This is a genomic window from Stappia indica, from assembly GCF_020177335.1.
Taxonomy (GTDB): domain Bacteria; phylum Pseudomonadota; class Alphaproteobacteria; order Rhizobiales; family Stappiaceae; genus Stappia; species Stappia indica_B.
This window is the reverse complement of sequence record NZ_JAIVMG010000019.1, coordinates 1-18,150: the sequence shown is the minus strand read 5'-3', so window position 1 is coordinate 18,150 and position 18,150 is coordinate 1. Positions and strand designations below refer to the sequence as shown.

At 57.6% G+C, this 18,150-nt stretch carries 14 protein-coding genes; 8 read left to right on the top strand and 6 right to left on the bottom strand.

Translation table 11 applies throughout. The annotated features are described in order from the left end of the window. Window positions 1–110 precede the first annotated feature (110 nt). From aspT to LC062_RS19640, 3 genes are all read right to left on the bottom strand, one after another. A complete protein-coding gene (gene aspT, locus LC062_RS19650) occupies window positions 111–1,808 on the bottom strand; it encodes an aspartate-alanine antiporter (protein WP_224912712.1) in 1,698 nt (565 codons plus the stop codon). A 67-nt stretch (window positions 1,809–1,875) separates the two neighbouring features. After that, entirely contained in the window at window positions 1,876–4,617 is a 2,742-nt protein-coding gene (locus LC062_RS19645; protein ID WP_224912711.1) for a decarboxylase, read from the bottom strand. A gap of 139 nt (window positions 4,618–4,756) precedes the next feature. Next, window positions 4,757–5,005, bottom strand: a complete 249-nt coding sequence (locus LC062_RS19640; protein WP_224912710.1) for a hypothetical protein — start codon at window positions 5,003–5,005, stop codon at window positions 4,757–4,759. Window positions 5,006–5,208: 203 nt separating this feature from the next. Between LC062_RS19640 and LC062_RS19635 the strand changes: the two genes are divergently transcribed. The 4 genes from LC062_RS19635 to LC062_RS19620 all read left to right on the top strand — a co-directional run bounded on the left by LC062_RS19635 (window position 5,209) and on the right by LC062_RS19620 (window position 9,931). Next, window positions 5,209–6,858: a hypothetical protein gene (locus LC062_RS19635; protein WP_224912709.1), complete on the top strand. Its 1,650-nt coding sequence runs from the start codon at window positions 5,209–5,211 to the stop codon at window positions 6,856–6,858. A gap of 191 nt (window positions 6,859–7,049) precedes the next feature. Further along, on the top strand, window positions 7,050–7,523 hold the full coding sequence (locus LC062_RS19630) for a hypothetical protein (protein ID WP_224912708.1): 474 nt from the start codon (window positions 7,050–7,052) through the stop codon (window positions 7,521–7,523). A 3-nt stretch (window positions 7,524–7,526) separates the two neighbouring features. Then, window positions 7,527–8,756: an HlyD family secretion protein gene (locus LC062_RS19625; protein ID WP_224912707.1), complete on the top strand. Its 1,230-nt coding sequence runs from the start codon at window positions 7,527–7,529 to the stop codon at window positions 8,754–8,756. Window positions 8,757–8,827: 71 nt separating this feature from the next. Continuing rightward, window positions 8,828–9,931 carry an AI-2E family transporter gene (locus LC062_RS19620; protein ID WP_224912706.1) on the top strand — a complete coding sequence of 368 codons (1,104 nt, stop codon included), beginning with the start codon at window positions 8,828–8,830 and terminating at the stop codon, window positions 9,929–9,931. Window positions 9,932–9,947: 16 nt separating this feature from the next. Here the strand turns inward: LC062_RS19620 and LC062_RS19615 are convergent, their stop codons facing one another. Both LC062_RS19615 and LC062_RS19610 read right to left on the bottom strand, forming a co-directional pair. Beyond that, entirely contained in the window at window positions 9,948–11,261 is a 1,314-nt protein-coding gene (locus LC062_RS19615) for a glycosyltransferase family protein (protein ID WP_224912705.1), read from the bottom strand. Between the two features lie 261 nt (window positions 11,262–11,522). Continuing rightward, a complete protein-coding gene (locus LC062_RS19610; protein ID WP_224912704.1) occupies window positions 11,523–12,668 on the bottom strand; it encodes a hypothetical protein in 1,146 nt (381 codons plus the stop codon). A gap of 516 nt (window positions 12,669–13,184) precedes the next feature. Between LC062_RS19610 and LC062_RS19605 the strand changes: the two genes are divergently transcribed. From LC062_RS19605 to LC062_RS19590, 4 genes are all read left to right on the top strand, one after another. Next, the gene (locus LC062_RS19605; RefSeq protein ID WP_224912703.1) at window positions 13,185–14,105 is read left to right on the top strand and encodes an ABC transporter ATP-binding protein; all 921 of its coding nucleotides are present in this window, start codon (window positions 13,185–13,187) and stop codon (window positions 14,103–14,105) included. Between the two features lie 167 nt (window positions 14,106–14,272). Then, window positions 14,273–15,028: an SH3 domain-containing protein gene (locus LC062_RS21590; RefSeq protein ID WP_404829755.1), complete on the top strand. Its 756-nt coding sequence runs from the start codon at window positions 14,273–14,275 to the stop codon at window positions 15,026–15,028. Continuing rightward, entirely contained in the window at window positions 14,952–15,494 is a 543-nt protein-coding gene (locus tag LC062_RS19595; protein ID WP_224912767.1) for a hypothetical protein, read from the top strand. The genes LC062_RS21590 and LC062_RS19595 overlap by 77 nt, the downstream gene beginning before the upstream one ends. Before the next feature lie 230 nt (window positions 15,495–15,724). Beyond that, entirely contained in the window at window positions 15,725–17,707 is a 1,983-nt protein-coding gene (locus tag LC062_RS19590; protein ID WP_224912701.1) for a mechanosensitive ion channel family protein, read from the top strand. Between the two features lie 74 nt (window positions 17,708–17,781). On the opposite strand, the gene LC062_RS19585 is transcribed toward LC062_RS19590, so the two are convergent. Next, window positions 17,782–18,150 (bottom strand): integrase core domain-containing protein (locus LC062_RS19585; protein WP_224912700.1); only part of this gene is annotated, 369 nt, incomplete at its 5' end.

The window sequence follows — 18,150 nt, the reverse complement described above, 5'->3', positions numbered from 1 at the left end:
TTGGCCCTCTTGCGGGACTCTGGGCATGCCGGCCAAGTCCATTTCTATAAAGAAGATCATCCGGCATTGTGCCGGATGACTGCATTCAGTCGAGAGGCTTCCGTCCCCGATCACATGATCATCAGGACAATGATAAGGCCCCATAGGGTCAGGAGCGTGTTGCTGACGGCGTAGGGAACCGTATAGCCGAGCATCGGAACGTCGCTCTGGGCCTGTTCACCGACCATTGCCACCGAAGCTGTTGATGTACGGGCGCCGCCACAGCAGCCGAGATTGATCGCGTCATCGAACTTGAAGATGTACTTGCCGATCCATGGAGCAAGCATCATGGGCACAGAGGTCGCAAATATTCCCCAGAAGAACAGGCCGAAGCCTGCTTCCTTAAGCCCTGCGATGAAGGTCGGACCGGAGCTGATGCCGACGATGGCGATGAAGACGTTGAGGCCGACTGAGTTCATGAACCACAGCGTCGGCGCCGGAACGTTTCCGATCTGAGGTTTTACGGTCCGAAGCCAGCCCACAATGATGCCGGCAATCAGGGCCCCGCCCGAAGTGCTGAGCGTAATCGGTACGCCACCGACCGGTAGGACAAGGGACCCGACGAGACCTCCGATCATGATCGCCAATCCGACAAGTATCATGTTGGTGATTGTCTGCGGTCGGTCGGCGAAACCGAATTCCTTGATGAAGCGCTCCACGTTGTCCTTCGAACCGGTCACGCGTACGATATCCCCGCGTTGAATTTGGGTCTTGGGCATGACTGGAATGTTGACCGACATGGATCCGCGTTTGATCGAGTTGAGGTAGACGCCGCGGCTCGCGGGGTCTTTCGCGATCGAAATCAGGTCGCGGCCGTCAAGCACCTTGGATGTTATCAGCACGTCAACGCCTTCGACGGGAATATCGAGGAGCTCGCGATCCTCAATTTCCTCGCCCTGTCCAAGTACCTTGACCAGCACCTCGCGGCGGCCGGACACGCCGACGACGTCGCCGGCCTGAAGCACCGTGTCTGGCGCAAAGTCAATGATGGCACCGTTCTGGCGAAGGCGCTCGACGAACAGCCGTTCGCCCCTGGCAGACGCCATGTCCTCGACGTCCTTGATGGTCTTGCCGACCGCAACGCCGTTTTCCCGCACGCGATAGGCACGCAGTTCGCGCGCCCGCCATGCGCTTATCATGCTTGTCTCTTTCGAACTGCCAGCAAGCACTTCGCGCTCATAGCGCTTGCAGGCATCCGCAATGTTCGTGCCGAGCATTTTCGGCCCGAGAAACGCGAGGATCCAGCCGGTACCGATCGTTCCGAACAGATAGGTGATGGCATAGGCAACCGGAATGAGGTTGGCCTGAGCCTTTGCGTCTTCCGGGGATAATCCCGAGTTATTGATCGCATCCGTCGCAAGGCCGATGGACGCGGATATCGTTTGAGCGCCTCCGAGTAGGCCTGCCGCCAAGCCGGGGCCGTAGCCCGCAACGATCGCTGCGATATAGACGACCAGCAGACAGAGAACCGATATGACCACCGCGAAGATCGCCTGTGGCAGACCATCCGTGGCTATCCCGCGAACGAACTGCGGCCCGACGCCGAAGCCGACCGCGAACAGGAACATGATGAAGAAGATCGACTTCACCTGGCCTGAAATCTCGATGCCGATCTGGCCGATCACCACGCCTGCAAGCAGCGTTCCGGTGACTGCGCCGAGACTGAAACTGCCATAGCGCAGAGCTCCGATCCAATAGCCGGCCGCGAGTGTGAAGAAGATTGCGAGTTGGGGATTCGCTTGGAGAGTTTCCGCAATGTAAGTCCACATGATTGCCACCCTGTTCTGAATTCGCGCCGCTTGTTCGCGGCGACGATCGGTACCGGCGCCGTTTGTCCTATTTGCGCACGTGGTCCTTGGCGTGATCCGGCCGGATCAGCTTGAGCCCCCTGGCGCGTTCGAACCCGTGGATCTCCTTCACGTCGAGCTTGCGCATGAAGTCGATTGTTTCCTTGGTGATCACCTGGCCGGGCACCATGATCGGGAAGCCGGGCGGGTAGGGAATGACGAAGTTGGCCGAAATCATCTCCGGTCCCTTCTTCAGGCGCTTGTCGACCTCCTCGCTGTCGAGCGGCAGGTACTCGCAGCCGTCGGCGTAATAGGCGCTGTAGAAGGCCGAGCGCATGTCGCCTTCTGACGTCTTTTTGCCCGCATCCCAGCGAAAGGCTTCCTGGAAATGGCTGAAGTTCGGCAGGTCCGGCACGTCCTCCATGAGGGACTTTACACGAGCCGCGAAAGCCGCACGGCCGTTCTCGCCGTTCTTTTCCAGGTCGTGCTCGATCCGGTTGGAAATCTGCAGCAGGACACGGATGAGGTTCGCGACGTCGCTGCGGGTGTTGTTGATATTCGACTGAAGTAGGACCGAATTGCGCGACGTCTTGTTGAACTGGATGTCGTATTCGTCGGCCATCAGCTTCTTGAACTGGGTGCCATCGTAGCCGGCGGTGCCGCAAACGAGTGTCATGCGGGTCGGGTCCAGGCAGAACTCGTCCTCGTGCATCGACCGCACCTGGTCGGCCCAGGTCGTGCCGGGCTTGAGGAAGTCGACGAAGCCGGTTTTCCGGTACTCCGCCGGCACCATTTCGTCGGCGCCAAGCACTTTGAAGTATTTCGAGATGATCGGGTGGGAGTTGACTTCCTTGCGGATATCGAGGGCGATCTCGATGGCATTTGCGACGAGACCGTACCCTTCCAGTTCCATCTGCCGCCGGGCAATGTCCAGACTCGCGATGAGCTGCTGGTTCGGACTTGTTGAGGCATGGGTGAAGACCGCCTCGTGGAACTGAGCCTCGACGTTGGAAAAATCGACATCCTTGACCAGAAGCATCGAACCCTGGCGAAGAGCGGACATCGACTTGTGGGTCGAGTTGGTCTGGTAGACGCGCAGACGGATCTTGCGCGGATCCGGGATCAGTCGGGTGCCCAGCAGCTTTTCGGCGGAGGGGTTCTTGCCGAGTTCCTTCTGCTGCTTTTCATAGACCTCCACCGAAGCCGGATCCTTCATCCATTCTTCGATCGCATCGGCGGCGCCCATGGCCGTGCGGGGCCGCAGGAAAGGCGACCAGCGCGCGAAGCCGAACCAGGCCTCGTCCCAAAGGAAGATGAGGTCCGGCTTGATTGCGAGGCACTCCTCCATCACCCGGCGGGTGTTGTAGATGTGACCGTCGAAGGTGCAGTTGGTGAGATCGACCATTTTTGCGCGGTCAAGACGGCCATCGGCCTTGAGATCAAGCAATGCCTTCTTGATGCTGGAAAGCGGTACCGCGCCATACATTGAGTATTCCGTCATCGGGAAGGCATCGATGTAGAGCGGCTGGCCGCCGGCCAGGACCAACCCGTAGTGGTGCGACTTGTGGCAATTGCGGTCGAGCAGAACGATATCGCCTGGCGCCACCAGCGCCTGGTGCACCATCTTGTTCGAGGTGCTGGTGCCGTTGGTGACGAAGAAGACATGGTCGGCCCCGAAGGCCCGGGCGGCCATCTCTTGGGCTCCCTTGATGTTGCCGGTGGGCTCCAGCAGGCTGTCCAGGCCGCCGGTGGTGGCGCTCGACTCCGCCAGGAAGATGTTCAGGCCGTAGAACTCACCCATGTCGCGAATCCAGTCGGACTTGAACACCGATTTTCCGCGGGCGATCGGCAGGGCATGGAACGTGCTGATCGGCCGCATCGCGTATTTCTTGAGATTGTCGAAGAACGGCGTCCGGAAGCGGTCGGCGACGCCCTCAAGGACGCAAAGATGCAATTCCAGGAGTTCCTCGACCGAATAGAGCACGCGTCGGATGTTGGCCGCACGGGGATCGCCAGCGATGCTTTCGACATGACGGTCCGAAAGCAGGTAAACATCCAGCTCGGGACGAATTCGATTAATTGCGTCGGCAAGTGCCAATGGCAAATCGTCCGTGTCGAAATTATCAGCACCAAAGCCTGCAGATTTGAGAAAACTGCGCAGGATCGGAACTTCGTTCCGGGATTCGACGTCGAATCCCTCATACAGCGTCACAGCCGAGATCGCGGGGTTCAGGATGATGGCGCAGAGCGCTTCTTCGAAGCTGGCCACCGGCACAGCCTCGTAGATGAAGGGATCTTCGGCGCGACGCAGGCGGCGCGATCCTTCGACTATTTTGTCGCCTCGGGTTGCTGCGCCGGGCGCAACGACAAGCATCTCGAAATAGGGGCGATGCAATTGACCGCGTGCGAGTGTCGTCGTGTTGACTTCCGGGGGGGCGTCAGCGGCGGTTTCGGCTGCCTGCCAACCGTCTTCATCGTCCTTGTAGGAGCGGGTCAGGATGGATTCCGAAATGCGGCGGGCCAATGTTGCGGCTGCCTCGGCCTGACCGTCTTCGATGCGTTCGCGGAGCGTGGCGAGCAACTGGCGTCCGGGATAGGCGAAAAAAGCTTCATCGGCACCGAGTACCTCAAACAGGGAGCGGACTTCGTTCTCCTGGCCTCTTCCACGAGCCCAGTCTCGCGCGGCGCCATGCAGGGCCCGCCAACGATCCGCGCGCGCGCCGGGAAGTGAAAAAAAATGGTCAATTCTCGCCTTTTCGGCGCTTTCGGGTGCTCTACCGTTCTTTGCCACTTCAGAATCCTTCCGTTATACGACGCTGTGTTCGCCCTTCTTCCTCAGGGAAATCTTAATTCTTCCTGCTGTTTGGGCTCCATTGGGCGTATGTAGTTTACTGTCAATCATGCCGACCCAAGCTGCTCTCGATCGCGGGTCACCGCAGAACCTTGGATGCCTTCACATAAGTCGCCATTTCGAGTTCGAGTTCCTGTCGCAATTGGCGATACTCCGCGACCTCGGGTCGCGAGTTCGCGTCCGGGCGGGCTTCGAACTTGGTCAGTGAGTTGATGCACAGCAGGTAATCCTCACAGACTGCACGGAAATGTTCGTCGCTGAGATACAATCTGCGGACGATCGAAGCCTGTTTAGGAAAGCGCGCCACAACATGATCAATTGCATGCACGGCCCCGTATCCCCCTAAAATCGAAGCACCCTCGAAGGATCACGAATTTTCTTGATTATTTCCGAGAGGCACGAATAATCATCATTTTTACGGGTACGTTACGGTGACGTTTCACCTTGGTATCTATGCCTGTGGCGGGCAGGGGTCATCGAATTGTAGAAATTTTTGTTGTGTTGTGTCTTGTTGCCAAGGGTAATTAGGAGATGAGTGACGATATTGAAAATTCAGTTTCCGTGGAAGGAGTTCGTCGCGAGTTGAAGCGTGTACTTGACGCTTCGGAGTTTGAAGCATCGGAACGCAATCGCAATTTTCTGACATACATCGTGGAAGAAACGCTGGCGGGCCGTAGCGACCGGATAAAGGCCTACAGCATCGCCACGAGCGTATTCAAACGCGGTGACGATTTCGATCCCCTGCAGGATTCCATCGTTCGTATCGAGGCGGCCCGCCTGCGCCGGGCAATCGAACATTTTTATCTCAAGAATACTGATCCGTCCGATCTTCGGATTGAAATCCCGAAAGGTGCATATGTGCCGGAATTCCGGCTTCGCGATCAGTCGCCTCCTGCTGCTGAACACGGTAGCCGATCTCTGGACCTTGAAATTAAGTTGCGCGGCCCGCGTATTCTGGTGGAGCCCTTCGAACAGGACGGGGATTGCACTCCATGTCCGGGCATAGGCCGCAAGTTGACACGAAATGTGATCGCGGCGCTTACCAGATTTACCGAGTTGTTCGTCTATGGATTCGACACAACGGAACTGAGCGATGTGCCCGGCGCGGAAGGAAAAGGCCCGCATGAGTTTAGGGCGGAATACCGCCTGAGCGGTTCAGTGACGGTATCGGCGGAATCCATGCATGTGGAAATGCTGCTGAAAAGGCCGGACGGACGTTTCATTTGGGCCTATGGAGCAGAGCCCGAGATCGATGGAGAACTCAAGCCTCAGCAGTTCAATGGTCTTTGCGCCAGAATAGCTGCGGATGTCACAGCTGTCATTGCGCAGCGAGACGGAATTCTGGACAGCCAAGCACGGGAATCTTCGGGCGAGACACCGAAACACTTCTCGGGATACCAGAAAATTCTCGATTTTCAGGATTACTGGAGGTCGCTGGATCCTGCATTGTTCGAACCGCTCCGCCGTGATCTTGAACGAACCGTTGTCGAGGATCCGGGCTTTGCGGCGGCATATTCATGCCTTTCAATGCTTTACTCGGATGCGGCGCGCTATGGATATGACCTGCCGCAAGGCAGTCCCCGCCCGCTTGAGCACGCTCTGGATCTTGCGGACAAGGCAATCCGTATTGCTCCAGGGTCCAGTCGAGCCTATCACGCTAGGGCCATTGCACAGTGGTTTTCCGGCATGCAGGAAGAGAGCGTCAAAAGCCTTGAGATTGCTCGTTCGTTCAATCCGAACGATTCCGAACTGCTCGCCGAACTCGGTTTCCGGATGGCGATGCGTATGGAGTGGGAAACCGGCGTCCCGCTGATCGAGGAAGCCTATGCGCGAAATCCCCTGCAACCCGGAAGCTACAGGATGGGGCTTTTCTTCTATCATTTCACCGAGGGCCGCTACGAAAAGGCCCTTCAGGAAACCTCTGCCATCGGAGCTCCAGCGAACGGATATGTCCATCTGGCGGCCGCCGCGGCTCTGAGGCGGCTTGGCAGGTTGGGGCCGGCACGGGAGGAGTTGCGGGAAGTCGAGCGGATTATCCCGACCTTGCGGACCAGGCTTGAAACAGATCTCGCATTTCGCCAGATTCATCCGGATCTGATCGAAGACATCGTCTGTGCCATCGGACAGATTGACCCGGGTTGGACCCCTGATGTCCGGCTGAAACGAATACGGTCCGAATGAACTGCGGGGAGCGCGTATCTCCAGATTAACAGTAATTTACATGCCGCGCGTTCAGCGGAAAATATATCTCTGATTAGATTGCCTGAACAGATCGACGGTGCCGGCGCGACAGAGACCGGTCATCTGATGTGCGGGCCGGTTTTCACGGTTATAGTGGACCTCAGTAGCGCGAAATTGCGAGGAAGTATTCCGTGGCCATAGAACACCCCGGCGCAGACCTGCTACATCCGGAGGCCATCGATCACCTGCCCCCCTATATCCCGTTGCCGGGTCAGACCGACTGGCTGATGTGGGCGACCGGGATCCTCCTCCTGGGGATGATCATCGGGCTCGGCGTGTTCTATTTCAAGCTACATCACCTGCCCGAGCAAATGGCGCACAAGGGGCAGAAGATACAGTTCGAGATCGTGGCTGTTCTCTGCCTTATCGCGTTGTTCACCCACAATCATGCCTTCTGGATTGCCGCGCTGCTTCTGGCCCTCGTCCCGCTGCCCGACCTGACCACGCCTTTGTCTTCCATGGCGCAATCACTCGGCCGTATGGCGGGAAAGAGCGATGCCGACCTACAGGTCGAACCGCCTGTCGACGAAACGGAGCAACCGGACTCCGAAGAACCCGGCCGGCCGCACGGTCTCGACGGCGAGCAGGGGCCGAAGGAGGCTTGAGCGATGTTTGAACTGATGGTGTGTTCGACCGTCACTGTCCTGCCGGATTTTCTCTTTCGCCGGTTCGTTCAGGGAAAGCGTCTGGGATACGAGATCACGCTGTTCTCGGTCTGGTACGAGCTGCGGTGGGGCATCACCCTCTGCCTGATCCTCACGCTCAGCCTGATCACCACGATCTTCTACTTCCATCCGTCGACCAAGGCTGCGAATTCCGTGTTTCGTACGGTCACGATCCTGCCGGAATACAGGGGGCGCGTCGCGGAGACCTTTGTCGATATCAACCAAGCCGTGACTAAAGGCCAACCGATCTTTCGTCTAGACGATGTCGATCAGAAGGCTGCGGTGGAAACAGCCAAGCGCCGAGTAGAGGAAATCGAGGCGCAGATACGCGTGGCCAAGGCCCAGTTGAAGGAAGCCGACGGGCGTATTGCCCAGGCGCAAGGGATGCTTAAGCAGGCCCAGGACGACTACAACACCCGCAGTGAACTCTACAGACGCAATCCCGATGCGATCGCACGGCGGGAGGTCGAGCGCGCCGCGGTGCGGGTGGAAACCCAGCGCGGCCAGGCAGACGCGGCGATCGCCGCGCGCGAATCTCTCAATACCCAGATCGAATTCCAGTTGCCGGCGCAAAAGGCAAGCGCGGAAGCAGTTCTGGCGCAGGCCCAGATAGAACTCGACAAAACACTCGTTGTCGCCGGCACCGACGGTGTCGTTCAGCAATTTTCGTTGCGTCCCGGCGATGTGATAAACCCGATGTTGCGTCCGGCGGGTATTCTTGTTCCAACGCGCAAGGTGAACGCCTTGGCAGCCGGCTTCGGTCAGATCGAGGCCCAGGTGATCAAGCCGGGCATGATCGGCGAGGTCACCTGTCCCTCCAAACCCTGGCAGATCATTCCGATGGTGGTGACCGAGGTTCAGGATGTCATCGCTTCGGGTCAGGTCAGGCCCACCGACCAACTTGTGGACGTTGGGCAGATGTCGAGTTCCGGTACCATAACGGTCATCATGGAACCGCTCTTCAGGGGCGGGCTGGATGGGCTCCCGCAGGGCGCGACCTGCATCGCCAATGCCTATTCCAGCTATCACGACAGACTTGACGACCCGAACCTGAGCACCCTTCAGAAAGTCGGATATCACTCGCTCGATGCGGTCGGGCTGGTTCACGCGCTCATCCTGCGGATCCAGGCTCTTCTGCTGCCGATTCAGACCCTTGTTCTGAAAGGCCATTGACAGGCGTGACCGGTCGAGCGGAGTGCTGAGACCGCGCGATCGGTCGCCGGAAATGGTGTGAGGACGTTGCGGTGGCAAAGATCGACGAAGAACAGATCAGCCAGATCGAAGGGCGGGTGATCGACCTTGTCATCCGCTTGATGTTGCTGGCGCTTTTCGTCTACTGGTCCGTTGCTCTCCTGAGGCCTTTCCTGCCCATCATTGTGTGGTCGATCGTCCTGGCGGTGGCTCTGGCTCCAATTCATCGGTGGCTGACCGTGCTGCTTGGCGGACGGCGGGGCCTCGCTTCGACCCTACTCACGTTGGCCACTCTGATCGTCATTGTTGGGCCTCTTGCTGCTCTCGCGACCAGCTTCATAGAGACCGTTCAAAGCCTTGTCGTAGGTGCTGGCGACCATAGCCTGCAACTGCCCGGCCCACCTGCGTTCGTCGTAACGTTTCCGCTTGTGGGTGAGCGTATCGCCGGGGCGTGGACGCTGGTCTCGACCGATCTGGACGAGGCGCTCGTGCGTTTTCGCGAGATCATAGGGCCGGTTGGCGGGCGGCTGCTCAAGCTGTTGTCTTCGATCAGCTTCGACCTGATAAAATTCATGGTGTCTACAATCGTTGCCGGCATCCTTCTTGTGCCCGGACCGCTGCTGGCTGGCAGCGGAAAGCGGCTTGCCTCGCGCATTCTGGCGCCCAGGGGCGCGCAATTTGTCGATCTCGCTGGCGCGACCATTCGCAACGTGTCGCGTGGGGTTGTGGGAGTGGCGATCCTTCAAAGTCTGCTGATCGGCGTCGTTCTCGAGGTTTTTGGGGTGCCGAGCGCCGGGCTTCTGGCCTTTGTGATCCTATTTCTGTGCCTACTCCAGATCGGGCCGGGTCTAGTGGTCCTGCCATTGCTGATCTGGGCCTGGGTGACATTAACTGCAGGCCAGGCGATCCTCCTGACGGCGCTGCTTGTACCATTGACCTTCATGGACAATGTCCTGAAGCCGATGATCATGGGGAAGGGCCTGTCAACGCCGACGCTCGTGATCTTCCTCGGTGTCATGGGGGGCACGTTGACTTACGGGTTGATCGGTCTTTTCCTCGGTCCCGCGGTACTCGCGGTTTTCTATGATCTGCTGCGGTCCTGGGCCCTGTTCGACCGGCCCGTCGAGGACGAAAGCGACCCGCCGAACACGGGGTAAGGCAAGGGTGGCAAAGCTATCGGGAACTGCCGACCGATTGAGCGGCGGTAGTCGATGCGAACATCCTGCCGACCCGCTCCCCGATGACATCAAGGCCGCCGAGCAGGTTCTTGATACCGACCGATGAAGGGCGAGGCGCTTCCGGCAGGACCGACAGTGCATCGGCCAAGGCGGTTGGGTCCAGGTGACTGTCGATTCTCAGCCGGTTTACGAACCTGCGGGACGCGGCCCGTTCGATGCGGAGCGCCTGTTCCGCATCCGGTGTGGCCGGAGGCACCATGAGTGCCGGTTTGTCGAAGGACAGGACTTCACAGAAGGTGTTATAACCGCCCATACCGACGATCGCCGCCGCGTTGGCGAGATAAGGTTCGATCTGCGGCGTGAACCGGATGATGGTGACATCCCGCAAGTGCCGGGCGCGCTCGATGAGTCTGGCGGCGGAAGCTCCCTGCAGGAACGGCGGGAGGATCACGAGAGCAGGTAAAAGCTGTTTCGTGCGTATTTCATAGGCTCGCAAGACCCACTCGATGAGTTCCAGGCCACCGCCGCTGCCTCCACCGGGCTTCACCAGGATATATGGTTCTGAACCCACGGGGGACTGCTTGGGAACGGTTTCGGTTCTTTCCGGCAAATGGCGGCGGAGGAAACCGGTGTAGTGGATCTTGTCTGTGACAGACTTCGGCAGATCGAGCCCGTCGACCGGATTGCATGTTTCATCCGAACCATAGATCCAGATTTCAGAGTAGAGGTTCTCCAGCGCAGGAACGATGTTCAGTCGGTTCCATTCCCGTTGCAGGAGTGGGGGAGCGTTCACCACATCACGCAGGCCGAGAACAATATGGGTGTCGGCCTCTTTCAGCATCGTTAGCGTTGGCAGCACTTCGCCGCACAACCCGTGCGGCTCCTTGTCGACAATGAAGATATCCGGCTCGAAGACCTCTGCGGTGTTCCGGATGATCGCCGAGCGGATCTGAACCGTTTGATCGATGTTCAGATAGAGCGACAGGGGCATATGTTCACCATCGCTCACCTGGCCGACGCCGGGAACACGAACGAAATCAACCCGGGACCGGAATTCGAACCTGCCGATGATCGGAGATCCGGAGAGGATCAGCACCGACAACTTGTCGAAGGAGCCGACAAGCGAATTGGCGATGGCCCTGCATTGGCGCAGGTGTCCCGGACTGAAGGAATCGCTGCTGTAAATCAGAACCTTGCGGGACCTGCCATCTGCCTGATCTCGGCTATCAATCGGATCCTGCTCCAATGAAATACGCCGCAACATTTCGTCGGTCTTGTGCAAATGATCGATCGCCTCGCCAAGGTGCATGGAATGTGGTTCCCCGGTCTCAGGCAAGCCGGCGGTTGAAAGCTGGCGTATCCGCTTTCGCTTTCATTGTGCCCTGGTCTCCAGATCAATCGGGCAGGGTGCAGCCGGCGCTTCCGCATTGATATTCACGAGCAGGATATCGGTTGCAGTGTCAGCGCATATTTATGGAGCGGTTCTCCCAGTGTCCCGGACGAATGGAAATGGGAACGCCGATATCGGCTATCCTCGTGCCGGACAGATTGTATTGACGGGCAACGGATCTCAGAACTTGAACAGGACGCCGCCAAAGACCGCCTGGCCATTCTCGTAGCTTGCCGTGTTGTCGTCATATCGGTAGGTGCGCCAAGTTCCCCAGAGCTTGATATTCTGGTCATCGAAGTTCTGAACGAGCGCGAGGCCAACCGAATTGCTGTTCGATGAGGTGGTGGCAATATCGTTCCCGACATAGACATCGATCGACGCCGCGGTGGTGCCGACGGGGAAGAACTTGTGCTCGTACCCGAGCTTGGCGTAGCCGTAATACCCCATGCCCCCGTCGCTCTGACCTCCGGTAGCCAGCGTCAGGCTGACGCCGCTTTGCTTGTGCAGACCCGATACGGATGCCGAAAAGATATTGGTATCCGAGCGCGTGTTGCGGGCTATGGCCGCGGCCGCGCCGATAGAGAAGGCTTCCGTCTCCCCGTTGTAGACGGCCGCGATGTCGTAAAGCGGATTGTTCCGCTCCGCGAGTACATCTTGACCCCATGAAGCCCGCAGGCCGAAGCCGTTATAATCAGGCGTGTCATAGCGGACGCGCGCCTTGCGGCTCAGACCGTCGAAATCCGAAAACGCCGACCCGACAGTTCGCGTTGACAGGCCTCCGCCGGAAAAGCGAAAGAAATATCCGCCGGCAGAGTCGGAAACGCTCGCATAGGCAATAACCCCCGTGCCGGACTTGTCCACTTCCGCCGTCCCGTCGCTGGCCATGCTTCCCTGTCCGAAATAGAAGTTGCCGTACATGTCGTTGGAGAGGATGATTTCAGCCTTCCGGAGGTTGGTCTTGGGGAAATTCCAGTTTGGCGTTGTGTTCACCTGGCTGACCGTGTTGGACGCCAGCGGTTGGTATTCGGCTTCGAGAATGGTCTCGAGATTCCAGGCGCCCAGGGCGGAAAAAAGTTGGACACGTGCACGGGAGCTGGAATTGTCGTTGTCGACGAAGTTGGTGTTGGTCGCGGCGCCGTCATCGTAGCTCAGCACGCCCATATTCAGTTGGCCGGACACCTTGATCTTCGTGCCGTTCGCAAAGACGTATTCAAACGGCTTCAGGCCTTCCGCGGAGCCCGGGGTCGGAAGAGAGACCACCACAGTTGCCAGCGGGAGGACGGCTAACAGATTGATGGAACTTGCAAATCTTTTGCAGTCAAACATTGCGGCCCCCGGTCACTTTTCCTTTTGCTCATTCCAAGCTGGTTATTTGGCAATCAGTCTAGGCGAAAAATTCCCGGCGTCGAACCGGGACGATGTAAGTTACTGTTAATATGCTTTGCAGGCGCTTCTTCATCAATTATCCGTTGATCAGATTTCCTCTGCATCGGGGAAGTTTCAACAGTTTCGGTCAATCAGGGAATCAGCCGCCGCCTTTGAAACTGCTCCGGTCTGAGGGACGAGCTGAGTTCCTGCAACAGGGCTGTCTTCCGATGTATTCTGAGTGAGTGATGCCAGCATGCGGGCGAACCGGTGATGCGCAATTTCTTAGTTCCGTCTGTCTCGGGCATTCGCCCTTAGCTCTGTCGTGAAAAGCGTTCGTTTCGTCTCAGGCCATTGTGTGGATGGCCGGTCTCAGGACCCGACAGAGGCAACAATCCTTTCGCCGACGCGCAGGCGCGCATCTGGAAACATGCTGAAGCCTTCTTCTGACAAATAGCTTGAGGGGCAGATGGCGGGATGATCGAACTTTACAAGGCCATCTGGGTGGTCACGGGATCGCGGCAGATTTTTCTCGTCTTTTTGTCATTGGCGATAGCGGGACTGGCCGCCGTTCCTCTAGATTATCAGAAGAACATCATCAACGGCCTGACAGACGCGTCACTCTCACCGTCCGCGTTGTTGTCGTTTTGCGCGGCAATGGGCGGATTTATACTTCTCAGCCTCGCCCTGAAATGGTTGCTCGGGTATCGCTCCAGCATTCTGGGCGAAGATGTCGTTCGCACCATCAGAAACAGGGTCGGACTTTTAACGTGCGAGGCCGGCAAGGACCGCGAAGGTATCGGTGGCGGCACATTCGCGACCATGGTTTCCGCCGAGGCGGAAGACGTCGGCATGTTCACCGGATCGGCGATCTCCGAGCCTCTTCTTCAAGCCGGTACCCTCGTCGTGATTATCGGCTATATCGCCTCAACGCAGCCCGTGCTCGGGATAATCGCTTTGGCGATGATCCTGCCGCAAGCTGTCCTGGTGCTGACCATCCAGCGGCAGGTCAATTTGCTGATTGCCAGTCGCGTCAGAATTTTGCGCAAGGCAACCGACAATCTGGTCGGGGCGCATCCGGACATTTCGAAACTTTCTGCCGAGTTTGACGAAATTTACGAAAGCCGTTCCAGAATCTTCTTGTGGAAGCAATCGGCGAAATTTTTCCTGAGTGCCTTGAACGGCGCTGGAATGATTGCGGTACTTCTTATTGGCGGCTGGCAGGTGTTGGCGGGAAATACGGACGTGGGCACAGTCGTTGCCGCGACCGCGGGATTGTTACGTATTCAGGGCCCCACCAATTTCCTGATTGCCTTCTACAGGCAAGTGAGCGCCACCTCGGTCAAATTCGACCTGCTGCGTGCGGCCGCCGTCCAGCAATCAGCAAAAATCGAATGATGGGCGTGAGGGCAAAGTCTCCGCAGGACCTGTGCGGGAGCCTTGGCGGGCTCTTGCGCGCGGCAAGCCGTCGGGCGGCGAGCGGATGGTGAGTATCGTTCGTGCCCGCGCGCTGGCCGCTTTCCGTTCACCTGCCGGGGACTTCTTGCCGAAGGGCCGGAAAATTCATGCAAGTCGGGCAATCCGCATATGGTACCATTCGGAGAGCGTGGTCTATCGGGCGATGCCTGACGATGTTTAAGGTTCGGAAAACGCCGGGAGCCAGGGGCATGCGGGTGCGTTATTTCGGAAGGGTCGTCGTTGCCTTCCTTTCGTATTTGGCGATCCAGCCAGGTTTCGGCGCGTTGGCCCAGTCCTACAGCGCCACAGCGACCAGGACCCTGAATTTGCGCGCGGGACCCGGCACCAGTTACGACGTGATCGGGGCAATCCCCGCCGGCGGTACCGTGACTGTTTTCGGCTGCACCAACGGCTATCGCTGGTGCGATATCAACTACTCCGGTCAGCGTGGCTGGGCTTCCGGCAAGTATCTGGCCTATGCCGGCGGCGGTGCGTATTACGGCTATCCGCTTTATTCCAGCGGTATTTATGTGGGCCTTCCGATCTTCTGGGATGATTATCCGGTCTATGGCCCGGGCAGGCCCGGCAATCGTCCGCCCGGCGCCGTTTCGCCAAGGCCTCCCAGACCTGCTCATCCGATTGCGCGCCCACCTGGAGACCTGCCTCCCGGCGTCAGGCCGCCGCGCCCGTCCCATCCGATCGTGCGTCCGCCCCGTCCGTCGCATTCGACCGCGCGACCTCCCAGTTACAGGCCGCGCCCCGGCGTCGGCGCAGGAGGGCGGCCGGGTGGCGGATATCGGGGAGGTGGTGGCGGTCGAGGAGGTTTTGGTGGCGGTGGCCGTGCCGGTGGACGAGGCAGATGACAATTGCCGTCACCAACGCTCCGAGGAGCATATTAACCATGTCCATGAAACCCTTTTTTTCGCCGTCGTGCTGCTGGTCGTTCCCGCGACCGCGGCACCAGCCCACGCGGATGCCTTCGAGCAGGCCCTGTCCAGAGGGGCACTGAGGGTCGGGGTCGCGAGCGAGAATTTCACACCGTGGCTTGCGACCGACAAGGAAGGCGCGCGCATAGGGTTCGAGATCGACGTCGCCACGGGCGTGGCCGACGCTCTCGTATTGCCCGCACAGTTTTGCGGGGATCAGAGCAAGCGATTGAGAGCGGCTCTCAAAGAGAAACGTTTCTCCTTTCTGCCTCCTGATCGTGCGATCACATTTAGCTGTGGCATTGCAGAGTGGGAGGGTATGAGATATAAGGAAGTTTATAATATTGCTGACAGGCGTATTTACTGCGAAAAGGGAGTGGGAGAGATAGTATTATTTCTTTAGGGTAGTTTTATGCATTTGTTTTTGGATTCATTCTTCTGAATTTGCGCGCGATAGAGCGGGGGCATTTCCATATGCGCTTCGTTTGAATTCACTCAAAGTGATTCAGTGAAAATGGCTGATGTCATTAATCAATTTTCAGTTCTGAAATATCTAATGTGTGAGGTTCGTCGCGAAGAATCCTGTCGGTGGCTACTTTAGCCGAGCCAACGCAGTAGATATCTGGAGAAATCATGACACGAAATCTCAGAAAAAATATTGAGGCTCTTCCTGAAAGAACGTGTCAAAGGAAAGCAATTCAAATTAATTTTTACTTTTCGGTATGTATAAGTGTGTTCTTTTTTGCGGTTTTTGTCGTCGCGCCACAGACCGCAAGGGCACAGAAGACAGTCGATGAATTATTTGCCAATGATTTTTGGGCCCAGGTCCGTACAGATACTCCGCGCTACACGATGGAGTCCTTCCTTTTTGCGGCGAACGCCTTGGAAAAAAGCGTCTCTAAGTACATGGAAGATCCAAGCCTCGAACTTCAGGCCGATATCGCACTACTGTCGGATGTTCTGGTAGATCTCATTGACTTGGATGGTGTGCCCGTAGCCACACGTCGCCAGACGGGGATCAGGACATTTGAATACCTCATGGACATCTTTGGGCGCATCGGAAAACCAGAGACGCGTGGCTTTCCGGATCTGGACGCCTTGGCCAGGACCAACGCTGATGGTTTTCGGATCCCACAGACGCCCCTTCGTATTGAGCGGGTTAAAGAGGGGCCTCGGAAAGGAGAGTTCCTTTTTGCAGATGAGACAATTCGTGTCGCGCCACGTTTCTTTGTTGCAGTAAACCATTTGCCGCTCAAAACTTCATTGGACATTGAAAGTTGGACGAACTTCGGGCCGCAGCAAACTGGACCGCTCGTCCCCCCAGAACTAATACAACTTGTGCCGGAAGCGCTGCACGAGATCTGGTTAGAGACGCCCGCCTGGAAGGTCATTTTCCAGATCGTATTGCTTGTCGTTGTCGTGATCGCGATTCTGGGAATTCACCGAATGGTGCGCTCGCGTGTCCGCTCGGGGCGAATTTCAATTCTGCTGGCGAGAACCCTCGCGCCAGTCCTTCTGGTCTATTCGACCACATCCTTACTTCCCTTCATCGCACTTCAGGTGCATCTTTCTGGCACGTTTGCTCGATTTTACGATGTGACGCTAACCGTGGCCACTTATGGCGGACTTGCGTTCATCTTTTGGCTTGCGGTCAGGATCTTGGTGGAGGCGATAATACTTTTTCCGCATATCCCGGATGAGAGTCTGGATGCCGATCTGCTTCGTCTCGGCGGCGCTACCCTAGGGGCGGTTGGTTCGGTCTGTATTCTCGCATTGGCTGGTCAGGCGGTCGGCTTGCCAGTTCTGAGTATGGTGGCCGGGCTAGGTATCGGGGGGCTCGCGGTCGCTTTGGCAGTGCGGCCTACTTTTGAAAACCTGATTGGGGGGGTGATTCTGTTCGTCGATAGGCCTGTCCGGGTAGGTGATTTCTGCAGTGTTGGAGACCAGAAGGGGACAGTTGAGGGGATTGGTATTCGTTCAACCAAATTGCGCGGCTTGGATCGTACCGTCATATCAATTCCAAATGCGCAGTTTGCCGATATGCAGATAATCAACTGGGCTCAATGTGACCAGATGTTGATCAAGGAAACAATCGGCTTGCGCTACGATACCACAGACGATCAACTTCGCTATTTATTGGTTGAGCTCCGGCGCATGCTTCACGCTCATCCGCGGATTGATGGCGACACGGTGCGGGTGCGATTTTCCGGCTTCGGTGACAGTTCACTCAAATTTGATATCCGGGTCTATGCACAAACACGCGAATGGAATGATTTTTATGCTGTGCGTGAGGATATCGACCTTCGGATATTGAAGGCAGTACGCGAAGCAGGCACGGATTTCGCGTTTCCTTCGCAAACCGTCTACATGGCAAAAGACAGTGGACGCGACAATGCACGTAGTACTCGTGCCGAGACGGTTGTTCAGGGATGGCGTGAGTCGGGGCAGTTACCGTTTCCGAGTCTTACGCGGTCTGAACTGGACCGGCTGGAAGGCACTCTTGACTATCCACCTTTCGGAAGCCCTGACGCCGGAGAGGAGAAGAGAATAGATCCCGAGGTTGCGGAGCCGTTGTCAAATCCACCTGAGCAGAATGCCGAGGAGTTGAGCAGGTAACTCTCGGGTCGTTACCGTAGGTTGCTCTGAGACCGAACTTTGGAGCGCCGGTGGCTGGAGTTTTCCGGCTTTTTTCACGGTGACGGGCTGGCTGCGCCACCGGGATTCTGTAACGCGATCGGGACGTTGTATCCGATCGCCGAGTGAGGCCGAACCTCGTTGTAGTATCGACGCCAATCCTCCAACTTTTCGCGGGCATCCGCAAGGCTCAGGAACCAGTGTGCGTTCAAACATTCGGCCCGCAGCTTGCTGTTGAAGGCTTCGATGAAGCCGTTGTCCGTAGGCTTGCCGGGCCGTGAGAAGTCGAGGGTGACGTCGTTCGCGTAGGCCCACAGATCGAGGTCGCGGGAGATGAACTCGCTGCCATTGTCGACCCTGATCGTCTTCGGATAGCCGATACGGCCACATACTCGCTCGAGCGTCTGGACGACATCCTCGCCGCG

Excerpts from the sequence above, each read along its gene's own strand:
- LC062_RS19605 (WP_224912703.1), top strand. The coding sequence starts at position 13,185 with ATGATCGAACTTTACAAGGCCATCTGGGTGGTCACGGGATCGCGGCAG.
- LC062_RS19625 (WP_224912707.1), top strand. The coding sequence starts at position 7,527 with ATGTTTGAACTGATGGTGTGTTCGACCGTCACTGTCCTGCCGGATTTT.
- aspT (WP_224912712.1), bottom strand. The coding sequence starts at position 1,808 with ATGTGGACTTACATTGCGGAAACTCTCCAAGCGAATCCCCAACTCGCA.
- LC062_RS19615 (WP_224912705.1), bottom strand. The coding sequence starts at position 11,261 with ATGCACCTTGGCGAGGCGATCGATCATTTGCACAAGACCGACGAAATG.
- LC062_RS19635 (WP_224912709.1), top strand. The coding sequence starts at position 5,209 with ATGAGTGACGATATTGAAAATTCAGTTTCCGTGGAAGGAGTTCGTCGC.
- LC062_RS21590 (WP_404829755.1), top strand. The coding sequence starts at position 14,273 with ATGCAAGTCGGGCAATCCGCATATGGTACCATTCGGAGAGCGTGGTCT.
- LC062_RS19590 (WP_224912701.1), top strand. The coding sequence starts at position 15,725 with ATGACACGAAATCTCAGAAAAAATATTGAGGCTCTTCCTGAAAGAACG.
- LC062_RS19610 (WP_224912704.1), bottom strand. The coding sequence starts at position 12,668 with ATGTTTGACTGCAAAAGATTTGCAAGTTCCATCAATCTGTTAGCCGTC.